We start from the raw sequence: 16284 nt of genomic DNA, 5'->3' as shown, positions 1-16284 counted from the left end.
ACTGTGTGGGAGCGAGCCTGCTCGCGAATGCAATGTGTCAGTCAATTTATTGCTGAATGACACAGCGCTTTCGCGAGCAGGCTCGCTCCCACAGTTGTTTTGAATACACCCCGGGAAGCCGGAAATCAGGAGATAGAACATGGATTTGAATGCGGAAGTGGACCACCTGGTCAAGGCGTCCCAGGCGTGGATCCCGATGATCATGGAATACGGCAGCCGCGTACTGCTGGCAGTGATTACCTTGGCCATCGGCTGGTGGCTGATCAACAAGGTCACGCAAAAACTCGGCGGTCTGCTCGCTCTGCGCAATGCCGATCTGGCGCTGCAAGGCTTTATCAGCAGCCTGGCCAACATCATTCTCAAGGTGCTGCTGATTGTCAGCGTCGCGTCGATGATCGGCGTCGAAACCACCTCGTTCGTCGCGGCCATCGGTGCTGCGGGTCTGGCGATTGGCTTGGCCTTGCAGGGCAGCCTGGCGAACTTCGCTGGCGGCGTGCTGATTCTGCTGTTCCGTCCGTTCCGTATCGGTGACTGGATCGAAGCCCAAGGTGTAGCGGGTACCGTCGACAGCATTCAGATTTTCCACACCGTGCTGCGTACCGGCGACAACAAGACCATCATCCTGCCCAACGGCAACCTGTCGAACGGCATCATCACCAACACCAACCGTCAGCCAACCCGCAAAGTCGTGTTTGATGTCGGCGTGGATTACGAAGCGGATCTGCAGAAGGCCCGTCAGGTATTGCTGGATCTGGCCAAGGATCCCCGCGTCATGCAAGACCCGGAACCACAGGCGGTGATTTCGACATTGGGTGATAGCTCGATCACGGTTTCCCTGCGTGTCTGGGTTAAAACTGCGGATTATTGGGATGTGATGTTCATGTTCAATGAACAGGCGCGGGATCGTTTGAAGGCTGCCGGGATTGATATTCCGTTTCCGCAGCGGGTTATACGCGTAGTGCAGGAATCCTCCACGCAGTAAGCGTCTTTGAAATTGGCTTGGCAGTCAGCAACTAATATAAACCCGAGCAGTGTGCACACTCTCGGGTTTTTTATCGGCGAGATAAAACTATGCTGGCTAATAAGTAGTTGGCTAATGTTTTTCTGTTTGATCAGTTATTCATCCATAAAAAAACCGCCCTCCTGATTCAGGAGGGCGGTTTTTTATTAGAGCAGAGCTCTACAGTACTTCAGCTTCGCATCCTTATTAGAGGATGTTCAGTGGGTACTCGATGATCAGACGGGTGTCGTTGTTATCAGACGAGTAACCGCTGTAGGCACCGTTGGAGCGGTACATGGCGTAACGCAGACGGAACGACAGGTCTTTGGCCGGACCTTCCTGAACCACGTACTTGGACTCGGCGTTCCACTCGTTCTCTTTACCTTCACCCAGACCGTTGGTGGTGATGTGGTCACCCATTACGTAACGGGTCATGAAGCTCAGGCCAGGTACGCCGTAAGTTTTCATGTTCAGGTCGTAGCGAGCTTGCCAAGAGCGCTCGTCGCGGCCCACGAAGTCGGAGATCTGAATGGAGTTGGCGACGAAAATGGTGCTGTTGCCGTCAACGCCGTAGTAGTAAGCGTTGTCACCGCTGGAACGCTGGTGAGCGAGGGTGAATTTGTGAGCACCGATGCTGTACGCAGCAGCCAGGGACCACAGGTTGTTGTCTACACCGGTGGTGCCATCGCCAATTGCGTCAACCAGATCACCGCGGCTGTCGCCTTTGGTGTGGTAGCCGTTGAAGTCGAAGTTCAGCGACTGCTCGTCGTTGATCGGCAAGGTGTAGTTGAGGTTGACGTAGTACTTCTTGAAGTAGTCGTCAGCGTCGGAAGCCGCCAGTGCACCGGTGAAATTGTCGGTGAACGAGTAGCTGGCGCCAAAAATGTTGATGCTGGTCAGGCCTTTGCCGCCATTGCCATCTTCATCCGGCAGACCACCGATGCTGTCGCGGCCCATGCCGGTTTGCTTGCTGAGGGCGGTGAAGCGACCTGCGCTCAGTTCCAGACCTTTGATCTCTTTGGAAGTGATCAGGGTACCGGTGGCGACTTCTGGCAGCAGACGGCTGTCGTCAGTGGCGAAAACCGGGCTGGCAACGAATTGCTGACCGTATTTCAGAACGGTGTCGGATACACGGAATTTGACTGCGCCGCCGACCTTGCCCTGGGATTTCTCAGGGTTGCCATCGCTGTCGTTGGCGAACAAACCGTTACCACGACGACCCGAACCGCCGTCCAGTTTTACCGAACCCATGGCCATGGCGTCGAGACCGAAGCCTACGGTGCCTTGAGTGAAGCCCGACTCGTAAGTCAGCAGTTGGCTGAGACCGCTATCCTGGCGATAGCCACTTTTGAAAGTGCCGTCACCGTTGGAAACGTTGCCCGCGCCATTTTTGTAGTCGCGGTTCATGTATTCGAAACGAGTCTTCAGTTTCAGGCTCTGATCTTCCAGGAAACCTTTGGCTTCATCTTGAGAAGACGCCATTGCGAACTGCGAGGTGCCTGCTGCAACAGCCAGGGCGATCATGCTCCACTTCATCACGCGCATCGTGATTTGCTCCTTTGGTTTTTAGAAGAGTACTGCCGTCCCACCTGTTTTATTATCTGGGCGGCTCTTTCTTTTTGTGTCGGCGCAAACTTATATCACGCCGACATTGTTGGCGATACTTGCGAAATCAACCTTTCAGCTTCTTTACGGCGTTGTCGCAAAAGGAGCGCTGGATGTCGCAAATTCACAGTACCGATGCAGCCGGACTGACAACTTTATCGCTGTTTCCGGGCCTTTTTTGCATCGCTAAAAAAGAGTCCCTGGCAAAACACTTGAATCTCCATCGGGCAACCCTGCCACTGTTTTTATTGGCTTCAAGCGACCACTTCCAGTGGTGCGCTTATAGTCCATACGGTTACTAATGCAACAAGCGTGCACAAACCGCGAAAACGCTGCGGTTATTTTTCTGTGGGCCGCTCGCAGATGTGAAAACCGTGTGAAAACGGGGCTCCGGAGCCTTTTTTGCTGCGGGCTTGACGAGGTTCTCCCAATGGTGTTGCAGCGCACCCAGGGTGCGCAGGACAGCAAAAAACGTTACCGGTTCACCCCTTACTGAGTATTTAGCGGATGCCCGACCCAGTGAGCGTAGTCGTGTTGTGCAGTTTTGGTGCAAAAAAATCATGAATCCAGCCTTGGCCAATCTGGCGGCGACTGACCTGAGGTACGGCAGATCAAGGATTTTCGTGCAGCTCTTCACGTCAAGGCTCATATCGGGGCCTGTGTTGGTGCGCGGCCGGGATAAATGTTTCATGTCGGAGCGCCTGGCGATTTACTGCCGGCAGCGGCGTGAAGCTCGCTGCATTCGCAGGTATGCTGCCGTTCTGTCGCTTGGCGCGCTGCTTCGAATGGGCCGCCGCTAAGCTGAGTTAGAGGATCAGCGGGAGTGCTCACAGTGTTTGCTTTGGATTCACGACTTCAACAGGACGCCCTGGTCATCGGCGACTTTCCGTTGTGCCGGCTGTTGCTGTCCAACGACAGCAATTACCCTTGGTTCATACTGGTACCTCGTCGCGAGGATATAAGCGAGTTGTTTCAGTTGGATGTCGCCGATCAGCAACAGCTATGGCGAGAAACCACCACCCTTGCCGAGTTACTCAAGGATTCGTTCGACGCCGACAAGCTGAACGTGGCAACCCTGGGTAACGTTGTCAGCCAGTTACATATGCATGTGATCGTGCGTAAGCGTGACGATGTCGCCTGGCCGGCTCCGGTCTGGGGCAGGCACCCGGCCAAGCCGTACAGCGCGGAACAGGTAGCAGCCATTCGCGAGCGCTTGCGTCTGGTGCTGACCGATGAATTCACTTTTTTGGAGGGCTGAGTCATGAGCCTTGAGGGACGCGTAACCGATCTGGAAAGCCGTCTGGCCTTTCAGGATGACACCATTCAGGCTTTGAACGATGTGCTGGTGGCCCAGCAGAAAGTCATCGAGCGCCTGCAATTGCAGATGGAAGCGCTGATCAAGCGTCACGAAGAAATGGTCGGGCAGTTCGGTGCTTTTGAGGAAGATGCACCGCCGCCGCATTATTGAGCCATTCGGCAGGCATAAAAAAACCGCGAACAGTCAGGCTGCTCGCGGTTTTTTTGCTTTGGATCAGCGACGCGGCAGGGCGGCGATCACGTCCTCGGCTTGCAGGCCCTTGTCGCGGTTCATTACCGAGAACTCGACGCGCTGGCCTTCGACCAGGACGCGGTGGCCTTCGCCACGAATGGCGCGAAAGTGCACGAAAATATCATCGCCGGAGTCCCGGGAGATAAACCCGAAACCCTTGGAAGTGTTGAACCACTTCACGGTGCCGGTATCGCGATTGCTCATGTCATAGGTGGTCGGCGCAGCGGCCGGTGACGATTTGTAGAAGCTCACGGCCAGATGCAGCAGCACGGCAACCAGGGCGATCACCAGACTGAACAACACCGCCGGCTGGCCAGCGATGACCGGCATTGGTGCGATCAGCGTCAGGGTTTGCAGGACGACAGTCAGCACCAGCAGGGCGCTGACCAGATTTTGCAGATGCTGGCGCGGGCCTTTGTTCCAGTACGGAATCACTGGAGCGATGACCAGGTTCAGCAGGCCGAAAAAGGCCAGGTAAAGTGCATCGGGCTGTTGCAGGTAAGGAACGGCTTCGGCTTTCAGGCTGGGTATGAACGACAGCAGCAAGGCTGCTGCGCCCATTAGCAGGTGGACGATTTTCAACATTTTGATTGGCTCACGTTATGACGGCTCACAAGGAAGAGCTGAAGGCGCACGGTTCGCTTCAGGACAAAATAAGAGGCGGTGGACACGTACACGGCATCAGCCTATGCGCAACACCCCGGAAAATAGGGCATGGCGACACACTGCCTATTTAACAGCAAAGCCTGCGGCTACTCAAATCAGCCCGGCCAGCGGCAGAAAAACGGTCGATTTGTCGCAGTCTGACCACGGATTCATAGCTGCGAGCCGGCTCTTGCCTTGCTACAGTGGGACCGAACCTGCTGGATGAATTCAATCACTGTTAGGGGGCAAGCATGGCAATTGATATCGGTATCAGTGAAGAAGACCGCAAATCCATCGTCGAAGGGCTGTCGCGACTGCTGTCGGACACCTACGTGCTGTATCTGAAAACCCATAACTTCCACTGGAACGTCACTGGCCCGATGTTTCGCACGTTGCACCTGATGTTCGAAGAGCAATACAACGAGCTGGCGCTGGCCGTCGATTTGATCGCCGAGCGTATCCGTGCGTTGGGCTTCCCGGCGCCGGGTGCCTACGCGACCTACGCGCGTCTTTCTTCTATTAAAGAAGAAGTCGGTGTGCCGAGCGCCGAAGACATGATCAAGCAATTGGTCGAAGGTCAGGAAGCGGTGACCCGTACCGCGCGCGGCATTTTCCCGCTGCTGGACAAGGTCAGCGACGAGCCGACCGCTGACCTGCTGACCCAACGCATGCAGGTGCACGAGAAAACTGCGTGGATGCTGCGCGCGCTGCTCGAGGAATGACCCGGCCGCTGCGGACGGCCTGAGGTCGTCCGCATGCTCTCCAGACTCTTACCGTTGTCGTTGGCTTATCCTACGAGGCTGGTCAACAAGTCGTATGGCGCTAACTTTGTCACTGGGTTTTTATGAAGGCGCAGGATGTTGCCTTATAAATCAGCAGTCATGGCAAAGGAGTGTCAACGCTATGGTAGAAGGAGACAGGCGAAGCGACAGGATGTCGGCTTCGCGGCATGTAATAAAGGTCGATCCGTTCGTCAGCGAGTTCGACATGAATCTGATCCGGCCGCTGTCGCGGTCGATTCGCCTCAATGGTTTTGCGACCTGCCTGCGACTCGAGCAGGTCTACTGGAACATCCTCGGCGGCATGGCCGAGGACAATCATTGCTCGATCAGCACACTACTATCCCACGTTGATCGTGAGGTGCATCTGCGTTACGGCGGAGTGAAGAATTTCAGTGCGCTGGTGCGGGTGGTTTGCGTCATGAACGGGATCAAAGATCTCGCACCCGCAGTTTCGCGCTGAACGGCGGGTGCAACGAGGTTGCGGGCTGTGCAGCGTTACGGCTGCACAGCCCGCATTTAATCGATATAATCCCGCGCTTTCGCCGCAAAGCCCTTCGCGCGGCAGCAATCTGATCGCCGAGACACCTCCATGCCAATGTACGATTACCAATGTGCTTCCTGTGGTCATCAGTTGGAAGCCATTCAGAAGATCAGCGACGCACCGTTGGTCGATTGCCCTGCCTGCCAGGCGCCCGAACTGAAGAAGCAGCTGTCCATGCCGGGTTTTCGCCTCAGCGGCAACGGTTGGTACGAGACCGACTTCAAGACCGGAGCCAAGAAGAATCTGGCCGGTGGCGACAAAGCTGACTAGGGTTCAAACCCTGAACGAACGACACGCGTGAGTTTCCGCCCTGCTTGATGGCGGCGGGATCTCCACCGAATTTCGAATTACGAGAAGCGAACCACACCATGATGCGCAGCCACTATTGCGGCCAACTGAACGAAAGCCTGGAAGGCCAGGAAATTACCCTTTGCGGATGGGTTCACCGTCGCCGCGACCACGGCGGGGTGATTTTCCTCGATATCCGTGATCGTGATGGTCTGGCTCAGGTGGTGTTCGATCCGGATCGCGCCGAGAGCTTCGCCGCCGCCGACCGCGTGCGCAGCGAATACGTCGTGAAGATCACCGGCAAGGTGCGTCTGCGTCCGGCCGGCGCGACCAACGCCAACATGGCCTCGGGCATGATCGAAGTGCTCGGTTACGAACTCGAAGTGCTGAACGAGTCGGAAACCCCGCCGTTCCCGCTCAACGAGTTTTCCGACGTTGGCGAGGAAACCCGCCTGCGCTATCGCTTCCTCGACCTGCGTCGTCCGGAAATGGCCGAGAAGCTGCGTCTGCGTTCGCGCATGACCACCAGCATCCGTCGCTTCCTCGACGAGAACGGCTTCCTCGACGTCGAAACGCCGATCCTGACCCGGGCCACTCCGGAAGGTGCGCGTGACTATCTGGTGCCGAGCCGTACCCACGCCGGTTCGTTCTTCGCCCTCCCGCAATCGCCGCAGCTGTTCAAGCAACTGCTGATGGTGGCCGGCTTCGACCGTTACTACCAGATCGCCAAGTGCTTCCGTGACGAAGACCTGCGTGCCGACCGTCAGCCGGAATTCACCCAGATCGACATCGAGACCAGCTTCCTCGATGAAAAAGAGATCATGGGCCTGACCGAGCAGATGATCCGCAACCTGTTCAAGGAAGTGCTGAACCTGGAGTTCGGCGAATTCCCGCACATGACCTTCGAAGAAGCCATGCGCCGCTACGGTTCGGACAAGCCGGACCTGCGTATTCCGCTGGAACTGGTTGACGTTGCCGACCAGTTGAAAGAGGTCGACTTCAAGGTGTTCAGCGGCCCGGCCAACGATCCGAAGTGCCGCATCGCCGCACTGCGTGTTCCAGGCGGGGCGAGCATGCCGCGCAAGCAGATCGACGACTACACCAAGTTCGTCGGCATCTACGGTGCCAAGGGCCTGGCGTACATCAAGGTCAACGAGCGTGCCGCCGGTGTTGAAGGTCTGCAATCGCCGATCGTGAAGAACATCCCGGAAGACAAGCTCAACGTGATCCTCGATCGCGTTGGCGCAGTCGATGGCGATATCGTGTTCTTCGGTGCCGACAAGGCCAAGATCGTCAGCGAAGCCCTGGGCGCGCTGCGTATCAAACTCGGTCACGACCTGAAGCTGCTGACCTGCGAGTGGGCGCCAATGTGGGTCGTCGACTTCCCGATGTTCGAAGAGAACGACGACGGCAGCTTCTCGGCGCTGCACCACCCGTTCACTGCACCGAAGTGCACCCCGCAGGAGCTCGAAGCCAACCCGGCCGGCGCACTGTCCCGTGCGTACGACATGGTCTTGAACGGCACCGAGCTGGGCGGCGGTTCGATCCGTATCCATCGCAAGGAAATGCAGCAAGCGGTATTCCGCCTGCTGGGCATCAACGAAGCGGAACAGGAAGAGAAGTTCGGCTTCCTGCTCGACGCGCTGAAGTACGGCGCACCGCCGCACGGTGGTCTGGCCTTCGGTCTGGACCGTCTGGTGATGCTGATGACCGGCGCCCAGTCGATCCGTGAAGTGATCGCCTTCCCGAAAACCCAGAGTGCTGCCGACGTGATGACGCAGGCTCCGGGCGTAGTGGATGCCAAGGCATTGCGCGAGCTGCACATTCGCCTGCGCGAAACGCCAAAGGCTGAGTAAGACGGGCCTGAAGGCGCATCTTCGGATGCGCCTTTTTTCTTTCTCAGGTCGAATTTTTCAATTGCCGGCCGCTGCCTCGGCGGGGCGGGCAAGGTTTCAAAGAGCATTCGGAGCAAGTTATGGCAGGTCATTCCAAGTGGGCAAACATCAAGCACCGCAAAGAACGTCAGGATGCCAAGAGGGGCAAGATCTTCACCAAGTGGATCCGTGAACTGACCGTTGCGGCCCGTCAGGGTGGCGGTGATCCGGGTTCCAACCCGCGTCTGCGTCTGGCTCTGGACAAGGCGTTGAGCGCCAACATGAGCCGCGACATCATCGACCGTGCCGTTGCGCGCGGTGCCGGCGCCACTGAAGCGGACAACGTTGAAGAACTGACCTACGAAGGTTACGGCCCGGGCGGTGTGGCGGTGATGGTCGAGTGCATGACCGACAATCGCAACCGCACTGCGGCGGCTGTGCGTCACGCGTTCAGCAAGTGTGGCGGCAACCTCGGCACCGATGGTTCGGTGGCGTATCTATTCGAGCGCAAGGGCCAGATCAGTTTCGCCCCGGGTGTCGATGAAGACGCACTGACCGAAGCGGCGCTGGAAGCCGATGCCGATGACGTGGTCACCCACGAAGACGGTTCGATCGACGTGTTCACCTCGTTCACCGGTTTCTATGCGGTGCGCAACGCGCTGGAAGCGGCCGGGTTCAAGGGCGACGACGCGGAAATCGTCATGCAGCCGACCACGAGCGCCGAGCTGGATCTGGAAGGTGCGGAGAAGGTGCTCAAGCTGATCGATATGCTTGAGGACCTGGATGACGTGCAGAACGTCTACTCCAACGCGGACATCCCGGAAGACGTCGCCGCTCAGCTTGGCTGATAAGCGACTAGTCTTCCTTGTGGGAGCGAGCCTGCTCGCGAAAGCGGTGTGTCATTCAGCACCTGTATCTGCTGACATACCGCCTTCGCGAGCAGGCTCGCTCCCACATTTGCTATTGGCTGTCAGGTAAATCGTTTTATGAATCTGCAGGCGTTATGACTTTAATCCTTGGTATCGACCCCGGTTCGCGCATCACCGGTTACGGGATCGTTCGCGATACCGGGCGGGGTGGCTGCATCTATGTGGCCTCGGGCTGCATTCGCACCGGCTCCGGCGAGCTGCATGAGCGTCTGCAGATCGTCTATCGCGGTGTGCGCGAAATCATCAAGACCTACGGCCCGGTGACCATGGGCATCGAAAAGGTGTTCATGGCGAAAAACGCCGACTCGGCGCTGAAGCTTGGGCAGGCGCGCGGGGCTGCGATTGTCGCCGGCGCCGAAGAGTGTCTGGAAATCGCCGAGTACACCGCCACGCAAGTCAAACAGGCGGTGGTCGGCACCGGTGCGGCCAACAAGGAGCAGGTGCAGATGATGGTCATGCACATGCTCAAGTTGACCAGCAAGCCGCAGATCGACGCCTCCGACGCCCTCGCGATTGCCATTTGCCATGCGCACACGCGCTCAAGCCTGCTGCCGCACGGGCTGGGAACCGCACGCAGTCGTGGCGGGCGCCTGCGTCTCTGATAGCATCAGCATCAATTTTCTCGAAAGTGACTTCGCGGTGCCTGTGTTGCCGGCGCGCAAGCCACCTTCAATCGTCGCCAGCCCACGGCTGGCCAGCGCTCAAGGATTCAAAACGTGATTGGACGCTTGCGCGGCACCCTGGCTGAGAAACAGCCGCCGCACCTGATTCTCGATGTCAATGGCCTTGGCTATGAGGTGGAAGTGCCCATGACCACCCTTTATCGTCTGCCGTCGGTCGGCGAACCGCTGACCCTGCACACCCATTTGGTCGTACGCGAAGATGCGCAATTGCTCTATGGTTTTGCCGGCAAGCGTGAGCGAGACTTCTTTCGCGAGCTGATCCGTCTCAACGGCGTCGGACCGAAACTGGCGCTGGCGTTGATGTCGAGCCTGGAAGTCGACGAGCTGGTGCGCTGCGTGCAGTCTCAGGACACTTCGGCGCTGACCAAGGTGCCGGGGGTTGGCAAGAAAACCGCCGAGCGTTTGCTGGTGGAATTGAAAGATCGCTTCAAGGCCTGGGAAACTTCGCCGGCGATGTTCGCGCTGGTGCCGAATCAGCCGGACGGCCCGGCGCCGGTCAACAGTGCCGAGACCGATGCGGTCAGCGCGTTGATCTCGCTGGGCTACAAGCCGCAGGAAGCGAGCAAGGCGATTTCCGCGATCAAAGACAAGAACCTGAGCAGCGAAGACCTGATCCGCCGCGCTCTGAAGGGAATGATTTAAGTGATTGAAGCTGATCGTCTGATCGCCGCCGCGCACAGCCCGCGCGAGCGCGAAGAAGTCCAGGATCGGGCCATCCGCCCGGTCAGCCTGGCCGACTACATTGGCCAGCCGACCGTGCGCGAGCAGATGGAGCTGTTCATCCAGGCTGCCCGTGGCCGCAGCGAGTCCCTCGATCACACCCTGATCTTCGGCCCGCCGGGGCTGGGCAAGACCACGCTGGCGAACATCATTGCCCAGGAAATGGGCGTGTCGATCAAGAGCACCTCCGGGCCAGTGCTGGAACGCCCGGGTGATCTGGCCGCGTTGCTGACCAATCTTGAGCCGCACGATGTGTTGTTCATCGACGAAATCCATCGTCTATCGCCGATCGTTGAAGAAGTGCTGTATCCGGCGATGGAAGATTTCCAGCTCGATATCATGATTGGCGAGGGGCCGGCGGCGCGCTCGATCAAACTGGACCTGCCGCCTTTCACTCTGGTCGGCGCCACCACCCGCGCCGGCATGCTGACCAATCCGTTGCGTGATCGCTTCGGTATCGTCCAGCGCCTGGAGTTCTACAGCACGGCGGATCTGGCAACGATCGTCAGTCGTTCGGCGGCCATTCTCGGTCTGCCGCTGGATCCGGAAGGTTCGTTCGAGATCGCCCGTCGCGCCCGTGGCACACCGCGAATCGCCAACCGTCTGCTGCGGCGGGTGCGCGATTTCGCCGAAGTACGCGCCAAGGGTCACATCACCAAAGCGGTGGCGGATCTGGCGCTGAATCTGCTGGACGTCGACGAACACGGTTTCGATCACCAGGACCGGCGTCTGCTGCTGACCATGATCGAGAAGTTCGACGGCGGCCCGGTCGGTATCGACAGTCTGGCGGCGGCGATCAGTGAAGAACGCCACACCATTGAAGACGTGCTCGAACCGTATCTGATCCAGCAGGGCTACATCATGCGCACGCCACGGGGCAGGGTAGTGACGCGGCATGCCTATCTGCATTTCGGTTTGAATGTTCCGTCACGCATGGGCGAGATGCCCGTGGCAGACGAGTTTCTCGACGCCGTCGACGATTGATACACATTTGCTGGTGATTTATTCAGGGTTTGTACTGTCAGACGACGGTACTTTTGCGTTAAAGCTTTGAAACCACGAAAAACAGTTGTCTGGCCGGATTGGCAACCTGAGGAGTAAGCACTAGAGTATGCGCGCGCAAAACGGGCTTGAGCCGTTCGCACATCGTTGTCGCGTTTATTACGAGGACACCGATGCGGGCGGCATCGTGTATTACGTTAATTACCTCAAGTTTATGGAACGGGCTCGAACCGAGCGGCTACGGGAACTGGGTTTTGCCCAATCTGTGCTTGCCGGAGAGGACCTGTTGTTCGTCGTGCATTCCAGCGAAGCGCGCTACTACGCGCCGGCGCGACTGGATGACGAACTGCTGGTAAGCGCTGATGTAATCGAATTGAACCGTGCCAGCCTGCGCTTCCGACAGCAGGTCAGGCGGGCCACGGATAATGTGCTGCTCTGCGAAGGGCAGTTTTTGGTGGCCTGCGTGCGCACCGACAGTTTGAAACCCCGGGCCCTTCCCGAAGACCTGCGTGCGGCCTTCGCCGACGCGGTCGGCCCGGGTACACACTCAAAGCAGGAGATAAAGCGTGGAAGCTAACGTCGTCGACCATTCCTCCATGTGGAGCCTGGTCAGCAATGCCAGCATCGTGGTGCAGTTGGTAATGTTGACCCTGGTGGCCGCATCGGTGACCTCATGGATCATGATCTTTCAGCGCAGCAATTTGCTGCGTGCCGGTCGACGTGCCCTGGAGAGCTTCGAAGAGCGCTTCTGGTCGGGTATCGACCTGTCCAAACTGTACCGTCAGGCTGGCAGCAACCCTGATCCGGATTCGGGCGTGGAGCAGATCTTCCGTGCCGGCTTCAAGGAATTCTCCCGTCTGCGTCAGCAGCCAGGTGTCGATCCTGAAGCCGTGATGGAAGGTGTCGCCCGTGCCATGCGCGTGGCCATCTCGCGCGAAGAAGAGAAACTCGAGCAGAGCCTGCCGTTCCTCGCCACCGTCGGTTCGGTCAGCCCGTACATCGGTCTGTTCGGCACCGTGTGGGGGATCATGAACTCCTTCCGTGGTCTGGCCAGCGCCCAGCAAGCGACGCTCGCCACCGTTGCCCCGGGTATCGCCGAAGCCCTCATCGCCACCGCGATCGGCCTGTTCGCTGCGATCCCGGCGGTCATCGCTTACAACCGTTTTGCTGCGCGCAGCGAAACCTTGCTGGGCCGCTACTACACCTTCGCCGATGAATTCCAGGCGATCCTGCACCGCAAAGTGCACACCAGCGAAGAATAAGCAGGTATTTCCCGATGGCTTTAATCGCTCGAGCTCGCAAAAAGCGCAAGCCGGTCGCCGAGATGAACGTGGTGCCCTACATCGACGTGATGTTGGTGCTGCTGGTCATCTTCATGGTGACCGCGCCGATGCTCAATCAGGGCGTGAAAGTTGATCTGCCCAAGGTTTCCAGCGAAGCCTTGCCGCAGGACAACAACACTCAGGTCCTGACCATTTCGATCAAGGCTGACAAGACCTACTACTGGAACCTTGGCAGCGAAGTCGACACCGAGAAGCAACAGGACAGGGCCATGACCCTGCCACAGATGACGGACGCGGTGACCAAGATCATCCGCGCCGGCACCGAGGGCGGCAAACGCACCCAGGTGTTCATTCGTGGTGACAAAACTGTCGACTACGGCGCCGTCATGGGTGCCATGGGCGGGTTGCAGAAAGCCGGGGTCGGTAACGTTGGTCTGATTACCGAGGCCCCCTGATGCAGCAACAGCGAGAGCCGTCCGCCTCGGAAAGCTACTTCTGGCCTAGTGTTCTGGCAATCGTCCTGCACGTGCTGGTGTTCGGCATGCTGTTCGTCAGTTTTGCCTTCACGCCCGAACTGCCGCCGGCCAAGCCGATCGTCCAGGCGACTCTGTACCAGCTGAAATCGAAAAGTCAGGCGACCACCCAGACCAATCAGAAGATTGCGGGTGAGGCGAAGAAATCCGCCGCGCGCCAGACCGAAGTCGAACAGATGGAACAGAAAAAGATCGAGCAGGAAGCGGTGAAGGCGGCGGAACAAAAGAAAGAGGAAGCGGCTCAAAAGGCCGAGGAAGCCAAGAAGGCCGACGAGGCGAAAAAAGCCGACGAGGCGAAAAAGGCTGATGAAGCCAAGAAAGCCGACGACGCGAAGAAAGCCGAAGCGAAAAAGGCCGAAGAGAAACAATTGGCTGATATAGCCAAGAAGAAGGCCGAAGACGAAGCGAAAAAGGCTGCTGAGGAAGAGGCGAAGAAGGCCGCTGCCGAAGAAGCCAAGAAGAAGATCGTCGAAGACGCGAAGAAGAAAGCCGCAGAAGACGCCAAGAGGAAAGCTGAAGCTGAAGAGGCGAAGAAGAAAGTCGCCGAAGACGCGAAGAAGAAAGCTGCTGCCGATGCTGCGAAGAAGAAAGCGCAGGAAGCGGCACGCAAATCCGCCGAAGACAAAAAGGCCCAGGCCCTGGCAGATCTGCTTTCCGACACGCCGCAGCGTCAGCAGGCCCTGGCAGATGAGCAGGGTGACGAAGTTGCCGGCAGTTTCGATGACCTGATTCGCGCTCGTGCAGCGGAAGGCTGGGCTCGTCCTCCTTCGGCGCGCAAAGGCATGACGGTCGTGCTGCAAATCGGCATGTTGCCGGACGGCACGGTGACTTCGGTCAGCGTCGCCAAGTCCAGTGGTGACGGTCCGTTCGATGCTTCGGCAGTCGCGGCAGTGAAGAATATTGGACGTTTGACAGAAATGCAGGGAATGAAGCCGAGCGATTTCGCTCCGTATCGTTCATTCAAGATGACATTCACACCTGAGGATCTAGCCTTGTGAGAAACCTTCTTCGAGGAATGCTGGTCGTGATCTGCTGCATGGCAGGGATCGCGACGGCAGATGAAAAGAACATTCTGGTCACCAGCGGCAGCGATCGGGCCACCCCGATCGCCGTCGTACCGTTCGGCATGCAGGGCGGCGCCGTGCTGCCTGATGACATGGCTGAAATCATTGGCAACGATTTGCGCAACTCGGGCTATTACTCGCCGATTCCGAAAGCCAACATGATCAGCCAGCCAAGCCAGCCGAGCGAAATCATCTTCCGTGACTGGAAGGCGGTGGGTGCTCAGTACATGATGGTCGGCAGCATCGCTCCAGCGGGCGGTCGCCTGCAGGTGCAGTGGGCACTGTTCAACGTCGCCACCGAGCAGAAAGTGGCGGACGGCAGTGTTTCCGGTACGACCGACCAGATCCGTGACATGGCGCACTTCATTTCCGATCAGTCGTTCCAGAAGCTGACCGGCATTGAAGGTGCCTTCTCGACACGTTTGCTTTACGTAACGGCCGAGCGTTTTTCCGAGAAGAACACTCGTTACACCCTGCAACGCTCCGACTATGACGGCGCACGCGCAGTGACTCTGCTGCAATCGCGCGAGCCGATCCTGTCGCCGCGTTTTGCACCGGACGGCAAGCGTATCGCCTACGTGTCGTTCGAGCAGAAGCGTCCGCGTATCTTCATGCAGAACATCGACACCGGTCGCCGTGAGCAGATCACCAACTTCGAAGGCCTCAACGGCGCGCCAGCCTGGTCGCCGGATGGCAATCGCCTGGCGTTCGTGCTGTCGAAAGACGGCAACCCGGACATCTACGTGATGAACCTCGGTTCGCGTCAGATCAGCCGCGTAACCAACGGCCAGGGCATCAATACCGAACCGTTCTGGGGCAAGGATGGCTCGACCATCTATTTCACCTCGGACCGTGGCGGCAAGCCGCAAATCTATAAAACCAGCGTCGGTGGCGGTGGTGCCGAGCGTGTGACGTTCGTGGGCAACTACAACGCCAACCCGAAACTTTCGGCTGATGAAAAGACTTTGGTGATGATTCATCGTCAGGATGGCTTCACCAATTTCAAGGTGGCAGCTCAGGATCTGCAGCGGGGTAGTGTAAAGATCCTCACTGATAGCACTCTGGACGAGTCACCTACTGTTGCGCCCAACGGCACCATGGTAATCTACGCCACCCGCCAACAGGGCCGGGGAGTCTTGATGCTCGTGTCCATTAATGGACGCGTGAGGCTCCCGCTTCCTACCGCTCAAGGCGAAGTCAGAGAACCGTCCTGGTCCCCTTACCTGAAGTGAGCGGGCGCTACACGTTTTACTTAACACACTGGGGTTCATTAGGAGTTTCACGATGGAAATGCTGAAGTTTGGTAAATTTGCTGCGCTGGCTCTGGCCATGGCTGTAGCTGTAGGTTGCTCGTCCAAAGGCGGCGACAACGCCGGTGAAGGCGCTGTTGATCCAAACGCTGGTTACGGCGCAAACACCGGTGCCGTTGACGGTTCCCTGAGCGAAGAAGCTGCTCTGCGCGCAATCACCACCTTCTACTTCGAATACGACAGCTCGGACCTGAAGCCAGAAGCCATGCGCGCTCTGGACGTTCACGCCAAAGACCTGAAAGCAAACGGCGCTCGCGTTGTTCTGGAAGGCAACACCGACGAACGTGGTACTCGTGAGTACAACATGGCACTGGGCGAGCGTCGTGCGAAAGCCGTTCAGCGCTACCTGGTACTGCAAGGTGTTTCCCCAGCTCAGCTGGAACTGGTTTCCTACGGCGAAGAGCGTCCAGTTGCTACCGGCAACGACGAGCAGTCCTGGGCCCAGAACCGTCGCGTCGAACTGCGTAAGTAATTCG

The 16284-nt window shown here is 58.1% G+C and carries 19 protein-coding genes; 17 read left to right on the top strand and 2 right to left on the bottom strand.

What is annotated here, in order from left to right:
• Positions 1–139 precede the first annotated feature (139 nt).
• The gene (locus PSH90_RS20420; RefSeq protein ID WP_305381412.1) at positions 140–982 is read left to right on the top strand and encodes a mechanosensitive ion channel family protein; all 843 of its coding nucleotides are present in this window, start codon (positions 140–142) and stop codon (positions 980–982) included.
• A gap of 225 nt (positions 983–1207) precedes the next feature.
• Here PSH90_RS20420 and PSH90_RS20415 read toward each other — a convergent pair whose 3' ends face one another.
• Positions 1208–2545 (bottom strand): OprD family porin, encoded by a 1338-nt coding sequence (locus tag PSH90_RS20415; RefSeq protein ID WP_016773493.1) that lies wholly within the window; start codon positions 2543–2545, stop codon positions 1208–1210.
• 892 nt (positions 2546–3437) lie between these two features.
• Between PSH90_RS20415 and PSH90_RS20410 the strand changes: the two genes are divergently transcribed.
• Together PSH90_RS20410 and PSH90_RS20405 are read left to right on the top strand one after the other, a co-directional pair.
• The gene (locus PSH90_RS20410) at positions 3438–3863 is read left to right on the top strand and encodes an HIT domain-containing protein (RefSeq protein WP_252886704.1); all 426 of its coding nucleotides are present in this window, start codon (positions 3438–3440) and stop codon (positions 3861–3863) included.
• A gap of 3 nt (positions 3864–3866) precedes the next feature.
• The gene (locus PSH90_RS20405) at positions 3867–4073 is read left to right on the top strand and encodes a SlyX family protein (protein WP_041479795.1); all 207 of its coding nucleotides are present in this window, start codon (positions 3867–3869) and stop codon (positions 4071–4073) included.
• A gap of 63 nt (positions 4074–4136) precedes the next feature.
• On the opposite strand, the gene PSH90_RS20400 is transcribed toward PSH90_RS20405, so the two are convergent.
• A complete protein-coding gene (locus tag PSH90_RS20400; RefSeq protein ID WP_016773496.1) occupies positions 4137–4739 on the bottom strand; it encodes a cold-shock protein in 603 nt (200 codons plus the stop codon).
• Positions 4740–5050: 311 nt separating this feature from the next.
• Here PSH90_RS20400 and PSH90_RS20395 point away from each other — a divergent pair, with 311 nt between their 5' ends.
• The 14 genes from PSH90_RS20395 to pal all read left to right on the top strand — a co-directional run bounded on the left by PSH90_RS20395 (position 5051) and on the right by pal (position 16280).
• On the top strand, positions 5051–5521 hold the full coding sequence (locus PSH90_RS20395; protein ID WP_041479794.1) for a Dps family protein: 471 nt from the start codon (positions 5051–5053) through the stop codon (positions 5519–5521).
• 181 nt (positions 5522–5702) lie between these two features.
• Positions 5703–6041 (top strand): ribbon-helix-helix domain-containing protein, encoded by a 339-nt coding sequence (locus tag PSH90_RS20390; protein WP_024014091.1) that lies wholly within the window; start codon positions 5703–5705, stop codon positions 6039–6041.
• Positions 6042–6170: 129 nt separating this feature from the next.
• Positions 6171–6392 carry an FmdB family zinc ribbon protein gene (locus tag PSH90_RS20385; RefSeq protein ID WP_016773499.1) on the top strand — a complete coding sequence of 74 codons (222 nt, stop codon included), beginning with the start codon at positions 6171–6173 and terminating at the stop codon, positions 6390–6392.
• A 98-nt stretch (positions 6393–6490) separates the two neighbouring features.
• On the top strand, positions 6491–8266 hold the full coding sequence (aspS, locus tag PSH90_RS20380) for an aspartate--tRNA ligase (protein WP_041479793.1): 1776 nt from the start codon (positions 6491–6493) through the stop codon (positions 8264–8266).
• Positions 8267–8385: 119 nt separating this feature from the next.
• On the top strand, positions 8386–9132 hold the full coding sequence (locus PSH90_RS20375; RefSeq protein WP_024014089.1) for a YebC/PmpR family DNA-binding transcriptional regulator: 747 nt from the start codon (positions 8386–8388) through the stop codon (positions 9130–9132).
• A gap of 155 nt (positions 9133–9287) precedes the next feature.
• Entirely contained in the window at positions 9288–9815 is a 528-nt protein-coding gene (gene ruvC, locus PSH90_RS20370; RefSeq protein WP_016773501.1) for a crossover junction endodeoxyribonuclease RuvC, read from the top strand.
• 114 nt (positions 9816–9929) lie between these two features.
• Positions 9930–10538: a Holliday junction branch migration protein RuvA gene (ruvA, locus tag PSH90_RS20365; RefSeq protein ID WP_024014088.1), complete on the top strand. Its 609-nt coding sequence runs from the start codon at positions 9930–9932 to the stop codon at positions 10536–10538.
• Positions 10539–11600 carry a Holliday junction branch migration DNA helicase RuvB gene (gene ruvB, locus PSH90_RS20360; protein ID WP_024014087.1) on the top strand — a complete coding sequence of 354 codons (1062 nt, stop codon included), beginning with the start codon at positions 10539–10541 and terminating at the stop codon, positions 11598–11600. It begins immediately after the preceding gene.
• Positions 11601–11727: 127 nt separating this feature from the next.
• Positions 11728–12195 (top strand): tol-pal system-associated acyl-CoA thioesterase, encoded by a 468-nt coding sequence (gene ybgC, locus PSH90_RS20355; RefSeq protein WP_252868155.1) that lies wholly within the window; start codon positions 11728–11730, stop codon positions 12193–12195.
• Positions 12185–12880, top strand: coding sequence for a protein TolQ (gene tolQ, locus PSH90_RS20350; RefSeq protein ID WP_008080223.1), 696 nt, complete (start codon positions 12185–12187; stop codon positions 12878–12880). Before ybgC ends, tolQ begins: the two co-directional genes overlap by 11 nt.
• Before the next feature lie 23 nt (positions 12881–12903).
• Entirely contained in the window at positions 12904–13356 is a 453-nt protein-coding gene (tolR, locus tag PSH90_RS20345) for a protein TolR (RefSeq protein ID WP_160767866.1), read from the top strand.
• Positions 13356–14432 carry a cell envelope integrity protein TolA gene (tolA, locus tag PSH90_RS20340; protein ID WP_305381410.1) on the top strand — a complete coding sequence of 359 codons (1077 nt, stop codon included), beginning with the start codon at positions 13356–13358 and terminating at the stop codon, positions 14430–14432. The genes tolR and tolA overlap by 1 nt, the downstream gene beginning before the upstream one ends.
• A 17-nt stretch (positions 14433–14449) precedes the next feature.
• Complete coding sequence (tolB, locus tag PSH90_RS20335; protein ID WP_164488347.1) at positions 14450–15730, top strand: Tol-Pal system beta propeller repeat protein TolB; 1281 nt, start codon at positions 14450–14452, stop codon at positions 15728–15730.
• Positions 15731–15782: 52 nt separating this feature from the next.
• Positions 15783–16280 carry a peptidoglycan-associated lipoprotein Pal gene (gene pal / locus PSH90_RS20330; protein ID WP_003178634.1) on the top strand — a complete coding sequence of 166 codons (498 nt, stop codon included), beginning with the start codon at positions 15783–15785 and terminating at the stop codon, positions 16278–16280.
• Positions 16281–16284: the final 4 nt, after the last annotated feature.

Source organism: Pseudomonas sp. FP1762, assembly GCF_030687105.1.
In the GTDB taxonomy this organism is placed as follows: Bacteria; Pseudomonadota; Gammaproteobacteria; order Pseudomonadales; family Pseudomonadaceae; genus Aquipseudomonas; species Aquipseudomonas siliginis.
The sequence above is the reverse complement of the archived record's forward strand: the minus strand, read 5'-3'. Positions and strand labels throughout refer to the sequence as shown.